The 16,956-nt window shown below is 66.0% G+C and carries 17 protein-coding genes; 8 read left to right on the forward strand and 9 right to left on the reverse strand.

Annotated elements, in window-relative coordinates; all coding sequences use genetic code 11:
* Positions 1 to 39: 39 nt before the first annotated feature.
* The 7 genes from N825_RS23005 to N825_RS23035 all read right to left on the reverse strand — a co-directional run bounded on the left by N825_RS23005 (position 40) and on the right by N825_RS23035 (position 7,182).
* Positions 40 to 1,680 carry an MFS transporter gene (locus N825_RS23005; RefSeq protein WP_051512794.1) on the reverse strand — a complete coding sequence of 547 codons (1,641 nt, stop codon included), beginning with the start codon at positions 1,678 to 1,680 and terminating at the stop codon, positions 40 to 42.
* Positions 1,677 to 2,075 (reverse strand): DoxX family protein, encoded by a 399-nt coding sequence (locus tag N825_RS23010; protein ID WP_037457455.1) that lies wholly within the window; start codon positions 2,073 to 2,075, stop codon positions 1,677 to 1,679. Before N825_RS23010 ends, N825_RS23005 begins: the two co-directional genes overlap by 4 nt.
* A complete protein-coding gene (locus tag N825_RS23015; RefSeq protein ID WP_037457457.1) occupies positions 2,075 to 3,991 on the reverse strand; it encodes an amidohydrolase in 1,917 nt (638 codons plus the stop codon). The genes N825_RS23010 and N825_RS23015 overlap by 1 nt, the downstream gene beginning before the upstream one ends.
* Positions 3,988 to 4,287, reverse strand: coding sequence for a XapX domain-containing protein (locus tag N825_RS23020; protein WP_051512795.1), 300 nt, complete (start codon positions 4,285 to 4,287; stop codon positions 3,988 to 3,990). Before N825_RS23020 ends, N825_RS23015 begins: the two co-directional genes overlap by 4 nt.
* Positions 4,288 to 4,423: 136 nt before the next feature.
* Positions 4,424 to 5,161: a class I SAM-dependent methyltransferase gene (locus N825_RS23025; protein WP_037457556.1), complete on the reverse strand. Its 738-nt coding sequence runs from the start codon at positions 5,159 to 5,161 to the stop codon at positions 4,424 to 4,426.
* Positions 5,162 to 5,214: 53 nt separating this feature from the next.
* The gene (gene denD / locus N825_RS23030) at positions 5,215 to 6,198 is read right to left on the reverse strand and encodes a D-erythronate dehydrogenase (protein WP_037457558.1); all 984 of its coding nucleotides are present in this window, start codon (positions 6,196 to 6,198) and stop codon (positions 5,215 to 5,217) included.
* A gap of 63 nt (positions 6,199 to 6,261) precedes the next feature.
* Positions 6,262 to 7,182, reverse strand: a complete 921-nt coding sequence (locus tag N825_RS23035) for a LysR family transcriptional regulator (RefSeq protein ID WP_037457459.1) — start codon at positions 7,180 to 7,182, stop codon at positions 6,262 to 6,264.
* Positions 7,183 to 7,360: 178 nt separating this feature from the next.
* On the opposite strand from N825_RS23035, the gene N825_RS23040 reads away from it, so the two are divergent.
* On the forward strand, positions 7,361 to 8,239 hold the full coding sequence (locus N825_RS23040) for an alpha/beta fold hydrolase (protein WP_198038860.1): 879 nt from the start codon (positions 7,361 to 7,363) through the stop codon (positions 8,237 to 8,239).
* Between the two features lie 80 nt (positions 8,240 to 8,319).
* A complete protein-coding gene (gene wsfD / locus N825_RS23045; RefSeq protein ID WP_037457463.1) occupies positions 8,320 to 9,774 on the forward strand; it encodes a glycan biosynthesis hexose transferase WsfD in 1,455 nt (484 codons plus the stop codon).
* On the opposite strand, the gene N825_RS23050 is transcribed toward wsfD, so the two are convergent.
* Positions 9,722 to 10,030, reverse strand: a complete 309-nt coding sequence (locus N825_RS23050) for a hypothetical protein (RefSeq protein WP_037457465.1) — start codon at positions 10,028 to 10,030, stop codon at positions 9,722 to 9,724. The two genes, wsfD and N825_RS23050, sit on opposite strands and share 53 nt — an antisense overlap.
* Positions 10,031 to 10,472: 442 nt before the next feature.
* On the opposite strand from N825_RS23050, the gene N825_RS36810 reads away from it, so the two are divergent.
* Complete coding sequence (locus N825_RS36810) at positions 10,473 to 10,994, forward strand: hypothetical protein (protein WP_051512796.1); 522 nt, start codon at positions 10,473 to 10,475, stop codon at positions 10,992 to 10,994.
* A 172-nt stretch (positions 10,995 to 11,166) separates the two neighbouring features.
* Here the strand turns inward: N825_RS36810 and N825_RS23060 are convergent, their stop codons facing one another.
* The gene (locus tag N825_RS23060) at positions 11,167 to 11,526 is read right to left on the reverse strand and encodes a YciI family protein (RefSeq protein ID WP_037457466.1); all 360 of its coding nucleotides are present in this window, start codon (positions 11,524 to 11,526) and stop codon (positions 11,167 to 11,169) included.
* Positions 11,527 to 11,677: 151 nt separating this feature from the next.
* On the opposite strand from N825_RS23060, the gene N825_RS23065 reads away from it, so the two are divergent.
* The 5 genes from N825_RS23065 (at position 11,678) to actP (ending at position 16,947) form a co-directional block, all read left to right on the forward strand.
* Positions 11,678 to 12,637 carry a 2-hydroxyacid dehydrogenase gene (locus N825_RS23065; RefSeq protein WP_037457467.1) on the forward strand — a complete coding sequence of 320 codons (960 nt, stop codon included), beginning with the start codon at positions 11,678 to 11,680 and terminating at the stop codon, positions 12,635 to 12,637.
* A 135-nt stretch (positions 12,638 to 12,772) separates the two neighbouring features.
* Positions 12,773 to 13,456, forward strand: coding sequence for a TetR/AcrR family transcriptional regulator (locus N825_RS23070; protein ID WP_051512797.1), 684 nt, complete (start codon positions 12,773 to 12,775; stop codon positions 13,454 to 13,456).
* A 197-nt stretch (positions 13,457 to 13,653) separates the two neighbouring features.
* Positions 13,654 to 14,919: an FAD binding domain-containing protein gene (locus N825_RS23075; protein WP_051512798.1), complete on the forward strand. Its 1,266-nt coding sequence runs from the start codon at positions 13,654 to 13,656 to the stop codon at positions 14,917 to 14,919.
* Positions 14,920 to 14,959: 40 nt separating this feature from the next.
* Entirely contained in the window at positions 14,960 to 15,262 is a 303-nt protein-coding gene (locus tag N825_RS23080; protein ID WP_037457469.1) for a DUF485 domain-containing protein, read from the forward strand.
* Positions 15,259 to 16,947, forward strand: a complete 1,689-nt coding sequence (gene actP, locus N825_RS23085) for a cation/acetate symporter ActP (protein ID WP_051512799.1) — start codon at positions 15,259 to 15,261, stop codon at positions 16,945 to 16,947. Before N825_RS23080 ends, actP begins: the two co-directional genes overlap by 4 nt.
* Positions 16,948 to 16,956 lie beyond the last annotated feature (9 nt).

The raw sequence follows: 16,956 nt of genomic DNA on the forward strand, positions 1-16,956 counted from the left end.
TAAAGCGATCGTTTTACATGCGCAAGGGGCTTCGCTGCCTCACAAGGATTCGACGCGGCCCCTGCCGGCCTCCAGCGCCACGAAGTGCTGGACCACCGGTTTTTCCGGCCCGATGTGGTAGCGGGTCGTCTCGCGTTGCAGGTCGGCGTCGGCGTTGGAGACGCGGCGGTGCTGGCGCAGGTGCTCGGCCCAGGATTCGACCATGAACCACTCCATGATCCGCTCCGGATCCGCGGTGTCTTCCGTGACGCCCCAGCCATAGGCGCCGTCGCGGCGGCGCTCTCCCGCCAGCCGGTTCAGCGCCTCCAGGAACGGCGCGCGGTCCTCGGCCCGGATGCGGTATTCGACCAGGATCATCACCGGGCCGCGATCGTGCTCGATCGGGTCGGCGGTCAGCGGCTCCGGCCAATGGTTCGACGCCACCAGATCGACCTCGCCGGTCGGAAGCTTGACCCGGTGGAGGATGACGCCGACCGCGATCAGCCCGACGGCGGCGATCAGCAGGGTCGTGGGAATCCCCAGCGCCTGCGCCACCAGGCCCCAGCCAAGGCTGCCGCCCGCCATGGCGCCGTTGAACACGGTCAGGTAGACCGCCAGCGCCCGGCCACGCACCCAGTTGGGCAGGATCGCCTGCGCCGTCCCGTTCAAGGTCGTCAGCGCGATGATCCAGGCGGCGCCCAGCAGCAGCAGGATCGCCACCGCCACTCCCTGTGGCGGCCCCAGCGCCAGCACCGCCATCACCAGCGCCGTGACGATCGACGAGGCCAGCAGCAGCCCATCCGCGTCAAGCCATTGGCGCAGGCGCGGCAGCACCAAGGCCCCCAGGATGGCACCGGCGCCGACGGCGCCCAGCAGGATGCCGTAGAGCCCGGCGTCGCCCGCCAGCAGCGTCCGGGCGACCAGCGGCAGCAGCGCCCAGATTGCGCTCCCGAAGGCGAAGAACACGGCGGCGCGGAACAGCACCACGTGAAGTTCCCGGCTGGCCCGCGCGTATCTCAGCCCAGCACGGAACGCTCCCATGAAGTGTTCCGTCAGCGCGTCGTCGGCGTTCGGCGCCCGCCGCCACCACAGCAGCGCCGCGATGACGAAGACATAGCTGAGCACGTCGGCGCCGTAGGTGGCGGCGGCGCCGAATCCTGTCAGCAGGACGCCGCCAGCGGCGGGACCGATCGACCGCGCGATGTTGATGCCCAGCGAATTCAGCGCCACGGCGCTCTTCAGATCCCGCTTCGGCACCAGTTCGGGAACGATCGACTGCCAAGTCGGCCCCATCAGCGCGGCGCCGATGCCGCCGACGAAGGTCAACGCCACCAGCGAGCTGACCGTCAGCAGGCCCAGATGCGACAGCACCATCAGCGAGATGCTGACCGAGGCCAGCAGAAGCTGGATCAGGATCAGGAACTTGCGGCGGTCCATCGTGTCCGACAGCACCCCCGCCGGGATCGCCAGCAGGAAGATCGGCAGCGTTCCCGCCGCCTGGACCATCGCGACCGCCGCCGGCGAGGCCGACAGGTCCGTCACCAGCCACGAACTGGCGACATCGCGCATGAAGCTGCCGGTGTTGCCCAGCACCGTCGCCGCCCACAGCACGGCGAAGACCGGCTGGCGCAGCGGCGCGAACCCGCCGCCCGTCGGCACCGACTTCGGCTGTGCTGTTGTCGTCCCGCTTTCAGTCGTCATGCCGAACGCGCCTTGTTGAGATCATACCACGCGACGAGCAGGAACCCGCCGACCAAGCCCAGGTGCTCGAAGAAGGAATTGGCGGCCATGAACCGCTCCGGTGGCGCCATCTCCCAGAATCGGTTGGCGAGGAATGTGGCCAGTAGCGTGAACCCGGCCAGCGCCAAGGCGCCCGCCCACCGCCACAGGCCGGTCAGGATCAGGGCGGACGCTCCAAGCTCCAGCGCGATCGTCCCGATCGCCGCTGGCGCCGCCGGTTGCAGGCCGAAATGGGTCATCTCCGCGACCGCGCCGCCGAAGTCCATCGCCTTGACCAAGCCGCCCTGGATATACGCGGCGCAGAGGGCGAGCAGCGCCAGCCACCTCACCCCCGCCGGAACCCGCCCCGAGCCCATCAGACCGCCCAGCAGGCGCAGCCGAGCACCCCCCAGAAGCTCTTGACGTCCTCGACCGGCGCTTGGGCCGACCACGCCGCCGCGTGATCGTGGCCATGGACGCCGCAGGAGGTGGCGCAGCCGCACATCGCCGCCGCCTTCATCTGGAGCGCCGGCTCCGCCTTGCTCCCCCCGTGGCTCTTGCCGTCGCCCCAGCCGGCGTAGCCGCCGAACGTGCGAACCGGCGACCAATCCGGCATGGCCGGCGGCGGCGGCGTCTCGTCGTACCGCGCGAAGTCGCCAGCGCCATAGACCACCTTGCCGCCGACGATGGTCAGGTCCGACGTGGTGTCGGCGATCTCGTTCTCGGCGCAGGCGAAGAAATCGCGGTCCGGCACGGTCAGGTCGGCCAAGTGCCCGACCTCGATCCTGCCCTTTTTGCCCTCCTCGTTGGAGAACCACGTGACGTTCTCGGTCCACATCCGCAGCGCCGTCTCTCGGTCCAGGCAGTTCCGCTGCGGATATATGCGCAGCCCGCCGACCGTCCGCCCCGTCACCATCCACGACAGCGAGACCCAGGGATTGTAGGACGCCACCCGCGTGGCGTCGGTGCCGGCGGAAACCTTGACCCCGGACTCCAGCATCCGCGCCACCGGCGGGGTCGCCTCGGCGGCGCCCATGCCATAGCGCTCTACGAAATATTCGCCCTGATAGGCCATCCGGTGCTGGACCGCGATGCCGCCACCCAAGGCCGCGATCCGGTCGATCGAGCGGTCCGAGATCGTCTCGGCATGGTCGAAGAACCAGTGCAACCCTTCCAGCGGGATGTCCTGGTTGACCCGCTCGAACACGTCGAGCGCCCGCGAGATCGTTTCGTCATAGGTCGCGTGCAACCGCCAGGGCCAGCGGTTCTCGGCCAGGATCCGGACGACCGCCTCCAACTCGCCCTCCATCTCCGGCCCCAAGTCGGGACGCGGCTCGCGGAAGTCCTCGAAGTCGGCGGCCGAGAACACCAGCATCTCGCCGGCGCCGTTGTGCCGGAAATAATCGTCGCCCTGCTTGTACTTGGACGTCCTCGTCCAGTTCAGGAAGTCGTCCTTCTCCGCCTTGGGCTTCTGGGTAAACAGGTTGTAGGCCAGCCGGATCGTCAGCAATCCCTCGTCCGACAGCTTCTGGATGACGGCGTAGTCGTCGGGATAGTTCTGGAACCCGCCGCCGGCGTCGATCGCCCCGGTCACGCCAAGCCGGTTCAGCTCCCGCATGAAATGCCGCGTCGAGTTGACCTGGTACTCGAACGGCAGCTTCGGACCCTTGGCCAGCGTGGCGTAGAGGATCCCGGCGTTCGGCTTGGCCAGCAGCAGCCCGGTCGGGTTGCCGGCGCCGTCGCGGGTGATCTCGCCACCGGGAGGGTTCGGCGTGTCCTTGGTGTAGCCGACCGCCCGCAGCGCGGCGCCGTTCAGCAGCGCCCTGTCGTAGAGATGCAGCAGGAAGACGGGGGTGTCAGGCGCCACCGCGTTGATCTCGTCGATCGTCGGCAGCCGCTTCTCGGCGAACTGGTGCTCGGTGAAACCGCCGACCACCCGGACCCACTGGGGCGGAGGCGTCACCGCCACCTGCCGCCTCAGCATGTCCATCGCGTCGGCCAGCGAGCGCACGCCGTCCCAGCGAAGCTCCATGTTGAAGTTCAGGCCACCTCGGATGATGTGCAGGTGGTTGTCGATCAGCCCCGGCAGCACGCGGCGGCCGCGCAGGTCGATCACCCGGGTCTTCGGTCCCGCCAGCGCCATGATCTCCTCGCGCCCACCAACGGCGGTGAACTTGCCGTCGGCGATGGCGACGGCGCTCGCGGTCGGGTTGCCGCGGTCCAGCGTGGTGAACAGCCCGCTGTGCAGGATCAGGTCGGGAGTCGGGGTATCGGTCGTCGGGGTCTCGGTCATCGCGTGTCTCCGGGAATGCTGTCCATGGCGATCCGCTCGGCCGCCATCCGCTCGGGCTGAGTCCCTGCGGCCGGGAGATGTCCGAACATGTGGGGTTTGACTTGGTCCAACCAGGGATGCGCCGCCGCCTCCTTGACCCAAAGGTTCCTCACCAGCGGCGGAATCTGCTCGCCGACCAGGATGCCAAGCAGGCCGATCAAGGCGATCACGGGCGGCGCCGGCGAGCGGACGTTGAGGAGGCTGTAGATCACGCCGACCAGCAGGCCGGCGCCCAGTGACAGGATATAAGTCTTCATCGTCCTCGCCCCTTCATGCGGATCGCTTTCGCGAGGACGGGATCATGCCGGATCGGCGGGCCGCGATATTGTCGATTACTCCGGTCTTTTGAACGATCTCCCCTCTTACGTCACGCCGCCCGGCGGTGCCGCGCCGTCACGCGCCCCGCTTCCGGGCCGAGACCAGGAGCATCATCGGACGTTCCAGTTCCTCGGCGAGTTCGGGCATTTCGGCGATCTGGTCGTCCGTGGGCGCGAATTCGTCGATTTGCCGCACCGCGAAGCCGACCTTGATCAAGGTGTTGAGTGTCGTCGCCAGTGTCCGGTGATGCTTGAGCACATCTTTGATGAACCAGTCGGTGCGGCGCTCGCCCTCGATCGAATAGCCATCGACCGGCCAGGTCTTGCGGCCATCCCCATCGACGATCCAGCGCGGATGCGCGGCGGCCATGAAGATCGGATGCTCGATGGTGAACATCAGGTCTCCTCCATCGACCAGGGCGTCGTGGATCATCCGCGCGAGCCTTTCGAAGTCCTCCACATAGTGGAAAGTCAGGGCGCTGTAGACCAGATCGTAAGCCGACCTAGGCAAATCCAGCGTTTCGAGATCGGCGACGCGATAGTCGATGCCCGCGTCCGCCGTGTCGGCTCTGGCCCGGGCGATCATGTTCCGCGAGAGATCGATGCCGACGACCGAGGCCGCACCCTGACCGCGCATCCACCGCGAGGCCCAACCGAAACCACAACCCAGATCGGCGACACGCTTGCCTTTCAAGTCAGGAAGCATCGCCCGTATGGCGGCCCACTCGGGCGCGCCATCCAGCCCGCGAACCTGCCGGGGCAATTGGCTGTAACCGTTGAAGAAGTCGGGATCGTCGTAGACATTCCGCGCCATGGCGATCTCCAAGGGGACGGGGCAGGGTGAGGCGCCGCGAGCCGCCAAGCCGCTCAGACCTCGCGGCCCAGTTCGTCCTCCATATGCGCGCGGATGATCTCCTCGAACGACTTCTCCGCTTGGAAGCCCAAGGATTCAGCCCGCCCCGTGTCGAAATCGCGGGCCCAGCCGCCGACCATCTTGATGATGAACGGGTCCGGCTCATGCCGGATCAGCTTGACCGCCTTGTCGCCGGCCACCTTCCGCAACGCCTCGATCTGCTCACCCACCGTCGCCGACAGCCCCGGCATCGACAGGTTGCGCCGCCATCCCAGTGGCTCCAGGTCCATGGTCGCGGCGCGCAGTAGGAACCCCACCGCCGACCGCGGACTGGCGTGCCAGTGCCGCACGTCCTCGCCGACCGGCAGCACGGCTTCCTGTCCGACCAGCGGTTCGCGCAGGATGTTCGAGAAGAAGCCCGAGGCGGCCTTGTTCGGCTTGCCCGGCCGGATGCAGATGGTCGGCAGCCGGATGCCGATGCCGTCGAAGAAGCCGCGCCGCGAATAGTCCGCCAGCAGCAGCTCGCCCATCGCCTTCTGCGTGCCATAGCTGGTCAGCGGCGTCAGGAAGAACTCGTCGCCGATCTTCTCGGGGAAGGGCGCCCCGAACACCGCGATCGAGGACGAGAAGACCACGCGCGGCTTGTACGGCGCCTTGACGCCCTCCAGGCGGATCGCGTCGAACAGGAAACGGGTGCCGTCCAGGTTGATGCGGTATCCCTTGTCGAAATCAGCCTCCGCCTCGCCCGACACGATCGCCGCCAAGTGGAATACGACATCGGGCCGGCTGGCGATCAGCGATCCCGCCTCGCCCGGGCTCGAGACATCGGCCGCGACGGTCCGAACCTCCCCCGCGAAGCCGTCGGGCACCGGAGGATCGATCACGTCGACCAGCGTCAGGACCGACAACTCGGCATCGCCGAGACGCCCGTCGGCGACCAGCCGCTCGGTCAGCTTGCGGCCGACCATGCCAGCCGCGCCAATGATGAGGATATGCATGTTCTTCCCGCCCATTTTCTTATGATTCACCATAACCGTGGCAATAGCCCGCCGGCTAGTCAATCACCCAGTGTGGGTCGCCGCGGCTGTCTCCCAGTCTGGTGGATCGCCGAAGGATCCGCGCAGCGCGTCGGCCAAAGCCCGGAGCTTGGCCGACGCCCTTCGGCCCTCTGGATGGGCCATGTAGACGAACTCGCCTTCCGCTTCGGCCTCCAACGGTATCACGGTCAAGGCTCCAGACTTGACGGCGGCGCCGACGATGAAAGTCGGCAACAGCGCGATACCCAAGCCTGCGATCGCGGCGTCCCGCATCACGTCGCCGTTGTTGACGCGCAACCGGACTTGCCCGCGCACGATCACCATCCCGTCCGCTCCCTGGAAGCGCCAATCGGCCACGCCCCGGTTCGTGTAGAAGATCCCCTTGTGCCGCTCCAAGTCCGCCAAGGAACCCGGAACACCTTGGCTTTCCACATACGAGGGCGCCGCCACCAGCACGCGCCGGCTCCGGGCCAGCGGCCAAGCGATCAGGCGCGTGTTTTCGATCGGTCCATGGCGCACCACCGCGTCATAGCCATCGGCCGCCGCGTCCACCCGCCGATCGTCCAGATCGAGCGACAGCTCGACCAGGGGATGCTTGCCGAGGAACGAATAAAGCGCCGGTCCCAGGTGCATCCGCCCGAACGTCACCGGCGCGGAGATTCGCAAGGGACCAACCAGCGTGTTGCGCCGCTCCGCCAAGTCGGAGGTCGCTTCCTCGATATCCCGGGCGATCCGGGTGGCGCGCTCCAGGAACGCGAGACCATCCTCGGTCAGCGTCAGCTTCCGCGTCGTCCTGTGCAGCAAGACCGCGCCCAGGCTCCTCTCCAATTCGGCCAGCCGTTCGCTGACGACCGATTTGGCCAGCCGCAGTCGTCGCGCCGCCTCGCTGATCGAGCCCGCCTCCGCGACCGCCACGAAGGTGACGATACCGTCCAGCTTCATCATCGCGCCTCTCGTGGTCCGTTCGCCTGATCGTTCGGCATTTCCGGAATGAAGTTCCAGGATTTCAAGGCTAATCCGAACGACAGCCCAGCGCGATACTCGCCGCCATCAGCCCACTCCCCCCCTGTGGAGGAAAATCACGATGCTTCGGCTTTTACTCGGCGCTTTGGGAGTCTTGATCATGTCATCGCCAACCTCGGCGCAAGTCCAGCCTTTTCCCGACAGCTTCCACGATCGGAGGATTGAGACCAATGGCGTCAGCTTGCATGTCCGCGTCGGCGGTCAAGGGCCCGCGGTCATCCTGCTTCACGGCTATGGCGAAACCGGCGACATGTGGGCGCCGCTCGCGGCCGAATTGGCCGGCGATCACACGGTGATCGTCCCCGACCTACGCGGCATGGGGCTGTCGTCCCGTCCGGAGAGCGGTTACGACAAGAAGACCCAGGGCCAGGATATCGCGGGAGTCCTCGATGGCCTTCGGATCGACCGGGCTGATCTCGTCACCCATGACATCGGCAACATGGTCGGCTACGCCTTCGCGGCCCAATATCCCGACCGGGTCACGCGGTTCGTCCTGATGGACGCGCCGCTGCCGGGGGTTGGCCCGTGGGACGAGATCGTCCGAAGCCGGGCGCTCTGGCACTTCTCGTTTCAGGGACCGGACGCCGAGCGTCTGGTCGCCGGCCGGGAGCGCATATATCTCGATCGGTTCTGGAACGAGTTCTCGGCCGACCCGAAAAGCTTCGGCGAGGCGTCGCGGGACCATTACGCGAAGCTCTACGCCCAACCCGGCGCCATGCACGCGGGCTTCAACCAGTTCGCCGCCTTCGATCAGGACGCCATCGACAACAAGGCTTTCGTGGCGAAAATCAAGCTGACCATGCCCACCCTGGCCGTGGGAGGCGAGAAATCCTTTGGCCCAACCATGGCCGTCGTGATGCGCGCGGCGGCATCCGACGTGACGGAACTGGTGATCCCGAATTCCGGGCACTGGCTGATGGAGGAGCAGCCCAAAGCCACCGTCGCCGCCGTGTCCGCCTTCCTCACCCGAACCAAATGACGCTGGACAGGAAGGCCGCCGATGGAGCAGATCTGAAGCGGTGCGGGGATCGGCCAAAGGCTTGAATCGGAAGAGACGGGATGGTCGCGTTGAGCGTCAAGGGTGAAAGACGCTCCGGCGGGTGGTTGGACGGCTGGGGTAGGACAGCCATCCTCCTGATCGTTGGTCTTCAGGCGGTACTGGGATTCCTGCTGATCAACACCGGGATCGCGGACAACGGCGATTTCTCCCGGTCCATGCAGTGGTTCATCGAGAAGCCGGTGGCCTTCGCGACGAATTGGCCGACCGACGACGCGGCGTGGGATCTCAGGTTCACCAAGTTCTGGATCGACGACTGGACCCTCAAGCCAGCCGACGCGCGGCCGCCGATCGAGAGCCGGTCGTCGGCGCAGCTTCTAAACATGGCCGGGATGGCCGCCAACGCCATCGCCGGCAACACCGACTATTCGCTGCGGATCGCGTCGATCCCGGCCCGGATGCTGGCATTGGCCGCGTTCGCCACCCTGGCCCTGGCGCTCCGGGTCACGATCCGAAACACGGCGTTGACCTGTCTGGCTCTGGCGGCTGTGTCGGCGATCCTGCTGGATACCGGCTACGCCGCGTTCCTCAACTCGTTCTACGAGGAGCGGGCGAGCCTGCTCTATCTGCTGGTCCTCGTCCCCTCCGCCATCCTGGCCTTCAGGGAAAGCGGCGGATGGATTTGGAAGACGATGTTCGCGGTGGCGCTCGCCCTGTTCGCGTCTTCGAAGGCGCAGTTCGTCCCGACGCCGGCGATCCTGCTGGTGGTCCTGATCGCGCACGCTTGGGGACCGGTCAAACGCGCTCCCCTGCCGACGGCGGCCCTATTCGCCGTCCCGCAATTGCTGGCGCTGATCGTCACCACCGGTTACAGCTTCGGCAACGTCAACGCCTACAACTCGCTCTTCATCGGCGCCTTGACCTTCACCGACGACCCCGCCCGGCACCTGGACGATTTCCCGCCCAGGGCCGAACACTGCGTCGGTGTCAACGCCTACGCGCAAAGCCCTTGTTTCAAGGAGGTGTCGCCGTTCGCGACGCATGGCCGGACCGTCGAACTCTACCTCTCCGATCCGTTGGCGTTCACAGCCGCGATCGGCTTCGCGGCGGACGCCATGCACGACATCGACCTGCCTCAGTACGGCAAGACCCATCTGGGCGGCACCGTCGCGCCGATCATCGCCCCAACGCTCTGGAGCGGCGTCAAGCGCCTGATGCCAACGGGTCTTCCCTTCCTGGCCGTGCTGGTCGCGGCGTCGGTGGCGCTCTTCCCCCTGTCCAAAAGACCCGGATTCAAAGGGATCGCGATCGCCGCGCAATTCCTGCTGGCGCTAACGGCGAGCCAGATCGTGATCACCGTCGTCGGCGACGGCAGGGCGGAGATCCAGAAACACCTGCTGGTCGCCAACTTGGCCTTCGATCTGGGCTTGGTGCTGGTCCTGACGCTCGCCCTGGCAGCGACCCTCAGCCGATCTTCTTCAACTCGTCCAACTTCACCTGGCCCTTCTGGCTCGTGAAGGTCAGCGACGTCGAACCGCCATCCTGCTGCGACACGCCGCCGATCTGGTGATCCGCGCTGTCATAGGTCGTGAGGTCGCCATCCCGCTCGATCAGCAAGCGCTTCTTCTCCGGGAAGAAGGCATAGCGCATGCCGTTCTGCGATCCGCTGGTGGAAGGCTGTCCCAGATCATCCGGCCACCACTTCTCTCCCCCGCCCATGGGCTTCATCGGCTCCATGGGCTTCATGGGTTCCATCGGCTTCATTGGTTCCATCGTGTCTTCCTCCTGGGTTGATACCTGTTGGACCGCCAATGGCGATCCACTCCAGCGGCAACACCTGAAACCGGCGGGTGGACCGAAGGCGGGCGGCCTAGTCCATCAATTCCCGGCAATCGAGCCGTAGGGTGTAGTTACCTTCCCAATTCTCGGTTCATTTGGGGGGGCAATCGAAATAGATGGAGATGATTACGCCGAAATCCATATCGTAACTAAACGGTAACAAAGATCCGAATCGGGAAGATCAATGACGGCGAGCTCGAAAAACTACAGTTCATATTCGTTGGGGACCGAGCAAAGCCCTCAATCGATATTGCCTTGGGTTGTGATCCCACTGGCGCTATCTTTCGTTGTGATACTAATTACGACTACTCAGAGCACGCTAAGCTATCGGGAAATTTTCAACGACCCCGCCGATACCGTCATCTTCAACCCACTCATGGGCTTCGTCTCCATGCTGGGGTTGTTCTGCTGGGCCGCCGCCGCCGCCATCGCGCTGATGACCTACGCCGTCATCCGCACCCGCGAGACGGCGCTCGTCCGGAGGTTCTTCCTGGCGGCCGGCCTGTTCACGCTGCTCATGCTGCTGGACGACGCCTTCATGCTTCACGAGCACATCCTGCCCAATGTGCTGGGCATTCGGGAGCGCTACGTCAAGATCGGCTATCTAGCCATCGCCGCCGCCTTCGGCCTGGGCTTCCTCAGGATGTTCATTCGAGCCAATTTCAGCCTGCTGGCGCTCGCCGGGACCTTCCTCGGCGCCAGCCTCCTGTTCGACAACCCCGCCGTCCTGCGGGCCATGGGCTGGTGGGAGGATGACTTCATCCTCTACGTCGCCGAGGACGGGGCGAAGTTCATCGGCATCACCCTATGGCTGACCTACCTGGCCAAGACCGCGATCGAGACCTTGGGCCGGTCGATGCCGGATCAGGCCGGCATCAGCCCGCCCGCTTCCCGTTGACGACCTCGTCCAGCCGTTTTCACATCGTCGTCTTGGAAACCCCACTTGCCCTCGCGACATCACAACGGATGTCATGGAAGATTACGAACGCAACGTTCAACCTGTTATCCACTAGCCGCCAAATGGGCCGTCAGTGGATAACAGGTTCGCCATAAACCGGAACCGACGGATCTCAGGCGAAGTCGGCGGCCTCGTACAGCGGGCGGATCTCGATCTCGCTGGGGCCCGGCATCGGATTGGGACAGCGCTTGACCCATTCGACCGCCTCGGCCATGTCCTTGACTTGCCATATCCAAAACCCGGCGACCAGTTCGGCGGTCTCTGCGAAAGGGCCGTCGATGACGGTGCGGTTCGCCCCGTCGAAGGCCACGCGCTTGCCGTTGGATGACGCCTTCAGCCCGTCGCCGGCCAGCATGACGCCGGCCCTTATCAGCTCCTCGTTGAACTCGCCCATGGCTTCGAGACGCTCGACCGTGGGCATGATGCCCGCCTCGCTGTCCTTCGTCGCTTTCACCATCACCATCACGCGCATCGTCTCGATCTCCTTATCCGATCCATTTGGGCCGCATCGGGGCGCCCTCCCTCTATGACGAACAGGCGTGCCCCCGTCTGACATTCCTTGAAAACAAACCGCCAGATGGCGCGCGTTGCGCCAGTGCGGGGCATCGGTTAACCTTCGTCGCATGACCGCAACCATCCTCCTGGCCGCGAACTTTCCCGCCGGCCTCCGCGACAAACTCGCCCCCTCCGCCACCGTCATCGGCCCGTTCGAGCCGCCGACCGGCGCCACCCTCGCTCCTGGAGAGGCCGCCCGGGTGCGCGCGCTGATCACCATGGGAACGTTGAGGACGGACGCGGCGGTGATGGACCGCCTGCCCAACCTCGGCCTGATCTGCTGCTACGGCACCGGTTACGAGGGGGTCGATCTCGAGGCGGCGCGGAGACGCGGGATCATGGTCACCCACAGCCCCGCCGCCAACGCCGCCGCCGTGGCGGACCACGCCATGGCCCTGCTGCTGGCGGCCAACCGCCGTATCGTGATGGCCGACAAATTCGTCCGCGACGGATTGTGGAGCGGCGCTTCCGCCGCGCGCATGCCCTTGGTGCGCGGGTTGACCGGCCGCAGGATTGGCGTCTTCGGGTTCGGCGCGATCGGCCGCAAGATCGCCGACCGGGCCGCCGCGTTCGAGGCGGAGGTGGCGTATCACAACCGCTCGCGGAAGCCGGATACGCCCCACGCCTTCCACGACACGCTGGAATCGCTGGTCGAGTGGGCCGACATCCTGATGATCGCCGCCCGGGCCGACGCCAGCAACCGCCACCGCGTCGGCCGGGAGGTGCTGAGGGCGCTGGGTCCGGATGGCATCGTCGTCAACATCGCGCGCGGCTCGATCATCGACGAGGACGCCTTGATCGACCTGCTGCGATTGGGCGAACTGGGCGGCGCCGGGCTCGACGTCTTCGAACGCGAACCTACCGTGCCCGACGCCCTCAAGGCCATCCAGCATGTCGTGCTGGCGCCCCACATCGGCGGCGGCACCACCGACGCCCACGAGGCCATGCAAGACCTCGTCGTCGCCAACGTCACGGCCTTCCTCGCCGGCGAGCCAGTCAGGACCCCTGTTCCGGAGATGAGTGCCTGAAGCCTGAAGCCTGAAGCGTGAAGCCTGGTTCCAGGGATCCGACGCCATCGATCCCGAGGCGCATCGCGTTGGTGGCTGCCAAACCGGCATCCCGCGTGATATGCTGTTTATCGAACGATAAAGGAACTTTGGACCATGTCCCGCGCCCCTCAAGCGAAAATCGCCGATAAACGCCGGCTCGATCCCAGGGAACGGGAGCTGGAGATCGTCCAGGGTGCCGTGGCCTTCTTCGCCGAATTCGGCTTCGACGGCTCCACCAGGGAGTTGGCGGCGCGTCTCGGCATCACCCAGCCGTTGCTGTACCGCTACTTCCCCAGCAAGGAGGCCCTGCTCGACCGGGTCTACGAGGAGGTCTACGTCAACCGCTGGAACAAGGATTGGGAGTCCCAACTGCGTGACCGGGCGGTTCCGCTGGAGGACCGGCTGGTCCGTTTCTACCAAGCCTACGCCAAGGTCATCCTGAATTACGAATGGGTCCGGCTATTCATGTTCGCCGGACTGAAGGGTTTGGATTTCAACGCCCGCTATCTGGCGTTTCTCAGGTCCGCCGCCTTCGACCTGATCGCCCGCGAGATCCGCCGGGAACACGGAATGCCGGTCGATGGCCCGATCCTGGACGAGGAGGCCGAGCTGATCTGGGGCCTCCACGCGGCGATCTTCTACCTGGGCGTCCGCCAATTCATCTACGGCATGCCCGTCCCGGACGATCGCGACGCCGATCTGGCGCTGCGCGTCCGGGCTTTTCTGCGCGGCATGCCAGCGGCGGTTGGAGACCTGATCCAGTCGGAAGAAATGGAGGAGGCGCGCCGGACGGGCTGAGTTTATCACTTGATAAATAGTTGTTGACATGATCCGTTGGCACGGCGCATTGTCTGTTTATCGAACGATAAACATCGTGCCGGGGATCGTGGGTTGGTTTGGGAGCGTCGAAGCGGACGCCGTTCCTCCCCCTCCGTGACGCGAAGGATCGGTCCGCACGCCGACCACAGGCGGCGGAGCCAAACGGAGGACGCACCATGTCGACGACCCGCTTGAGCACTCCCCAAACACGACCCACCCCCAAACCGAGAGCCATCATCATCGGCGGCTCGATGGCCGGCCTGTTCGCCGCACTCCTGCTCCGCCGCGCCGGCTGGCGGGCCGACGTCTTCGAGCGCGTGGGGGCCGAGTTGTCCGGCCGGGGCGCCGGCATCGTGACCCACCCGGAACTGTTCGACGTGCTGGGACGCGCCGGCATCGACAGCCAAGCGGCGCAAGTCGGCGTCTCGGTCTCGGGCCGGCGCGTCTTCGGCCGGGACGGCTCGATCGTCGGCGAACTGCCGTTCCGGCAGATCCTGACCTCCTGGGGCCATCTCCACGGCCTGCTCCGCGCTGGATTGCCAGACGCCTGTTATCACCAGGGCCGGAACCTCGACAGCGTCGAGGAAACCGACACGTCGGTCACGGCTCATTTCAGCGATGGCACGTCCGAACAGGGTGATCTGCTGATCGGGGCCGACGGCATCTTCTCGACCGTCCGATCCCGGTTCGCTCCCGGCGTCCAGCCGTCCTATGTCGGCTATATCGCGTGGCGCGGACTGGTGGAAGAATCCCTGCTGTCGGCGGATACACGGGACGCGCTCGGCGACCACTTCGCCTTTTCGCTTCCCGATGGCGAGCAGATGCTGGGCTATCCCGTGGCCGGTCTGGATGAGGCGATGGAGCCCGGCCGCCGCCGGTTCAACTTCGTCTGGTACCGTCCCGCCGAGGCCGGCGGCGTCCTGCGCGACCTGCTGACGGATGTCGATGGCGTCTCACAGCCGCTGTCGATCCCGCCGAACAGGATCCGGCCCGAGATCACCGCGGCGCTCCGCCGCGACGCGCGGAACTTGCTGTCGCCCCAGTTCGCCGAGGTGGTGGACAGGACGGCGCAGCCCTTCATCCAAGCGATCCAGGATCTGGAATCCCCGCGCATGGTGCTGGGCCGGCGGTCCGTCATCATCGGCGACGCCGCCTTCGTGGCACGGCCCCATGTCGGCATGGGCGTCACCAAGGCCGCCGGCGACGCCGACGCGCTGGTCCAGGCGATCACCGACCATCCCGGCGATCTGCCGCAGGCACTTGCCACTTTCGAGACGAAACGGCTGGCTTTCGGCTCCGCCGTCATCCGCCGCGCCCGGCATCTCGGCGCCTACATGCAGGCCCAGATCCTCGACGCCGAGGAACGCGCGATGGCGGAACGTCACCGGCGGCCAGAGGCGGTGATGGCGGAAACCGCCTCCGCCGTCGGGATCATGGCCTGATCAGACAAGACGAAACATCAAAAACAAGGGAGGAAAGAGCATGTCAAAGCTCGATCAAGTGGTCTCGCATCCCATTTTTCGGCAGCTGGCGCAGGAGAGGTCCCGTCTTGGAACGGCGCTCGCCACGATCCTGGCCGCGACGTATTTCAGCTACATCCTCACGATCGCGTTCAAGCCCTCGGCGCTGGGGGTTCCGCTCCATGACGGAACGGTCATCACCTGGGGTCTGGTGCTGGGCGTCGGCCTTCTTGGCTTCGGCTTCATCCTCACCGCCATCTATGTCGTCTTCGCCAACAGCCGCCTCGACGACCTGAGCCGGCGCCTTCAGGAGGATCTGCGATGACCGCCGTGTTTCCTGTTTCCGCCAGGCGTTTCCCCGCGACCGCTCTCGCCGGACTGGTCGCCGCATTGGGCGTCGGTTTGGCCGCCGCCCCCGCCTGGGCCGACGCCCTGACCGGGCCGACGACGCGCCAGAGCCTCAATCCGATCGCCATCGCGATGTTCCTCGGCTTCGTGGTGGTCACCTTGGGCATCACCTTCTGGGCGGCCCGGCGCGGAACAAGGACGGCCAGCGACTACTACGCCGCCGGGGGCGGCTTGAGCGGCTTCAAGAACGGGCTGGCGATCGCTGGCGACTATACTTCGGCGGCGACTTTCCTTGGCGTCACCGCCCTGGTCTACACGTCGGGCTACGACGGCATGATCTACGCGATCGGCTTTCTGGTCGGGTTTCCGATGATCCTGTTCCTGATCGCCGAACCGCTCCGCAACCTCGGCCGCTACACCTTCGCCGACGTCGCGGCCTACCGCCTGTCGGAGGTTCCGATCCGGACGGTGGCCGGCATCAACACGCTGGTCATCGTCCTGTTCTACCTGATCGCGCAGCTGGTCGGGGCCGGCAAGCTGATCGAGCTGTTGTTCGGGCTGCCCTACCCTGTGGCGGTCGGCATGGTCGGCATCCTGATGATGCTCTACGTGACCTTCGGCGGCATGCTGGCCACCACCTGGGTCCAGATCATCAAGGCGGTCCTGCTGCTTTCGGGAGCGGCGCTGATGTCGGTGCTGATCCTCGGCCGCTTCGGCTTCAGCCTGGAGGCGCTGTTCACCCAGGCCATCACCCTCCATCCCAAGAGTGCCGCGATCATGGCGCCGGGCGGGCTGGTCAAGGACCCCATCTCGGCCATGTCGCTGGGTGTCGCCTTGATCTTCGGCACCGCCGGGTTGCCGCACATCCTGATGCGCTTCTTCACCGTCGCCGACGCCCGGCAGGCCCGCGTGTCGGTGCTGGTCGCGACGGGCTTCATCACCGTCTTCTACACGCTGCTGTTCGTGATCGGCTTTGGCGCCATCGCCCTCGTGCTCGGCGATCCGGCCTTCAAGGACACGGCGGGCAATCTTGTCGGCGGGACGAACATGGTGGCCCTGCATCTGGCCAACGCGCTGGGCGGCTCGGTCCTGCTGGGCTTCATCTCGGCGGTGGCCTTCGCCACGATCCTGGCCGTAGTGTCGGGCCTGACGATCGCCGGAGCGTCCGCCGCCAGCCACGATCTCTATGCCCGCGTCCTGAGGCGGGGCCGCGTCAGCGAGACGCAGGAAGTCCGGGTTTCCAAGTTCGCCGCCATCGCGATCAGCGTCGTCGCCATGGGCCTCGGTATCCTGTTCGAGAACCAGAACATCGCCTTCATGGTCGGACTGGTCTTCGCCATCGCGGCCAGCGCCAACTTCCCGATCATCTTCCTCTCGGTCGCCTGGAAGGGGTTGACGACGCGGGGCGCCGTCGCCGGGTCCCTGATCGGCTTGGCGAGCGCCCTGGTCCTGGTGGCCCTCGGGCCCAGCGTCTGGACCGTGACCCTCAAGCTCGGCGCCGCACCCTTCCCCTACGACAACCCGGCGCTGTTCTCCGTGCCGCTGGCGTTCCTGACCTCGTGGATCGTCTCCAGGCTCGACCGGACCGAAGCCGCCGCCGTCGTCAAACAGGCTTTCGCCGCCCAGCACGTCAAGGCCCAGACCGGCCTCAGCCTCACCTAAGGAGAAAGA

This window comes from Skermanella stibiiresistens SB22, from assembly GCF_000576635.1.
Classification (GTDB): domain Bacteria; phylum Pseudomonadota; class Alphaproteobacteria; order Azospirillales; family Azospirillaceae; genus Skermanella; species Skermanella stibiiresistens.

Coding starts and splice junctions, on each gene's coding strand:
- N825_RS23065 (WP_037457467.1), top strand. CDS start 11,678: ATGACCGCAACCATCCTCCTGGCCGCGAACTTTCCCGCCGGCCTCCGC.
- N825_RS23075 (WP_051512798.1), top strand. CDS start 13,654: ATGTCGACGACCCGCTTGAGCACTCCCCAAACACGACCCACCCCCAAA.
- N825_RS23025 (WP_037457556.1), bottom strand. CDS start 5,161: ATGGCGCGGAATGTCTACGACGATCCCGACTTCTTCAACGGTTACAGC.
- N825_RS23050 (WP_037457465.1), bottom strand. CDS start 10,030: ATGGAACCAATGAAGCCGATGGAACCCATGAAGCCCATGGAGCCGATG.
- N825_RS23020 (WP_051512795.1), bottom strand. CDS start 4,287: ATGAAGACTTATATCCTGTCACTGGGCGCCGGCCTGCTGGTCGGCGTG.
- N825_RS23015 (WP_037457457.1), bottom strand. CDS start 3,991: ATGACCGAGACCCCGACGACCGATACCCCGACTCCCGACCTGATCCTG.
- wsfD (WP_037457463.1), top strand. CDS start 8,320: ATGGTCGCGTTGAGCGTCAAGGGTGAAAGACGCTCCGGCGGGTGGTTG.
- N825_RS23035 (WP_037457459.1), bottom strand. CDS start 7,182: ATGATGAAGCTGGACGGTATCGTCACCTTCGTGGCGGTCGCGGAGGCG.
- actP (WP_051512799.1), top strand. CDS start 15,259: ATGACCGCCGTGTTTCCTGTTTCCGCCAGGCGTTTCCCCGCGACCGCT.
- N825_RS23005 (WP_051512794.1), bottom strand. CDS start 1,680: ATGACGACTGAAAGCGGGACGACAACAGCACAGCCGAAGTCGGTGCCG.
- N825_RS23010 (WP_037457455.1), bottom strand. CDS start 2,075: ATGGGCTCGGGGCGGGTTCCGGCGGGGGTGAGGTGGCTGGCGCTGCTC.
- N825_RS23040 (WP_198038860.1), top strand. CDS start 7,361: ATGTCATCGCCAACCTCGGCGCAAGTCCAGCCTTTTCCCGACAGCTTC.
- N825_RS23070 (WP_051512797.1), top strand. CDS start 12,773: ATGTCCCGCGCCCCTCAAGCGAAAATCGCCGATAAACGCCGGCTCGAT.
- denD (WP_037457558.1), bottom strand. CDS start 6,198: ATGCATATCCTCATCATTGGCGCGGCTGGCATGGTCGGCCGCAAGCTG.
- N825_RS23060 (WP_037457466.1), bottom strand. CDS start 11,526: ATGCGCGTGATGGTGATGGTGAAAGCGACGAAGGACAGCGAGGCGGGC.
- N825_RS23080 (WP_037457469.1), top strand. CDS start 14,960: ATGTCAAAGCTCGATCAAGTGGTCTCGCATCCCATTTTTCGGCAGCTG.
- N825_RS36810 (WP_051512796.1), top strand. CDS start 10,473: ATGGGCTTCGTCTCCATGCTGGGGTTGTTCTGCTGGGCCGCCGCCGCC.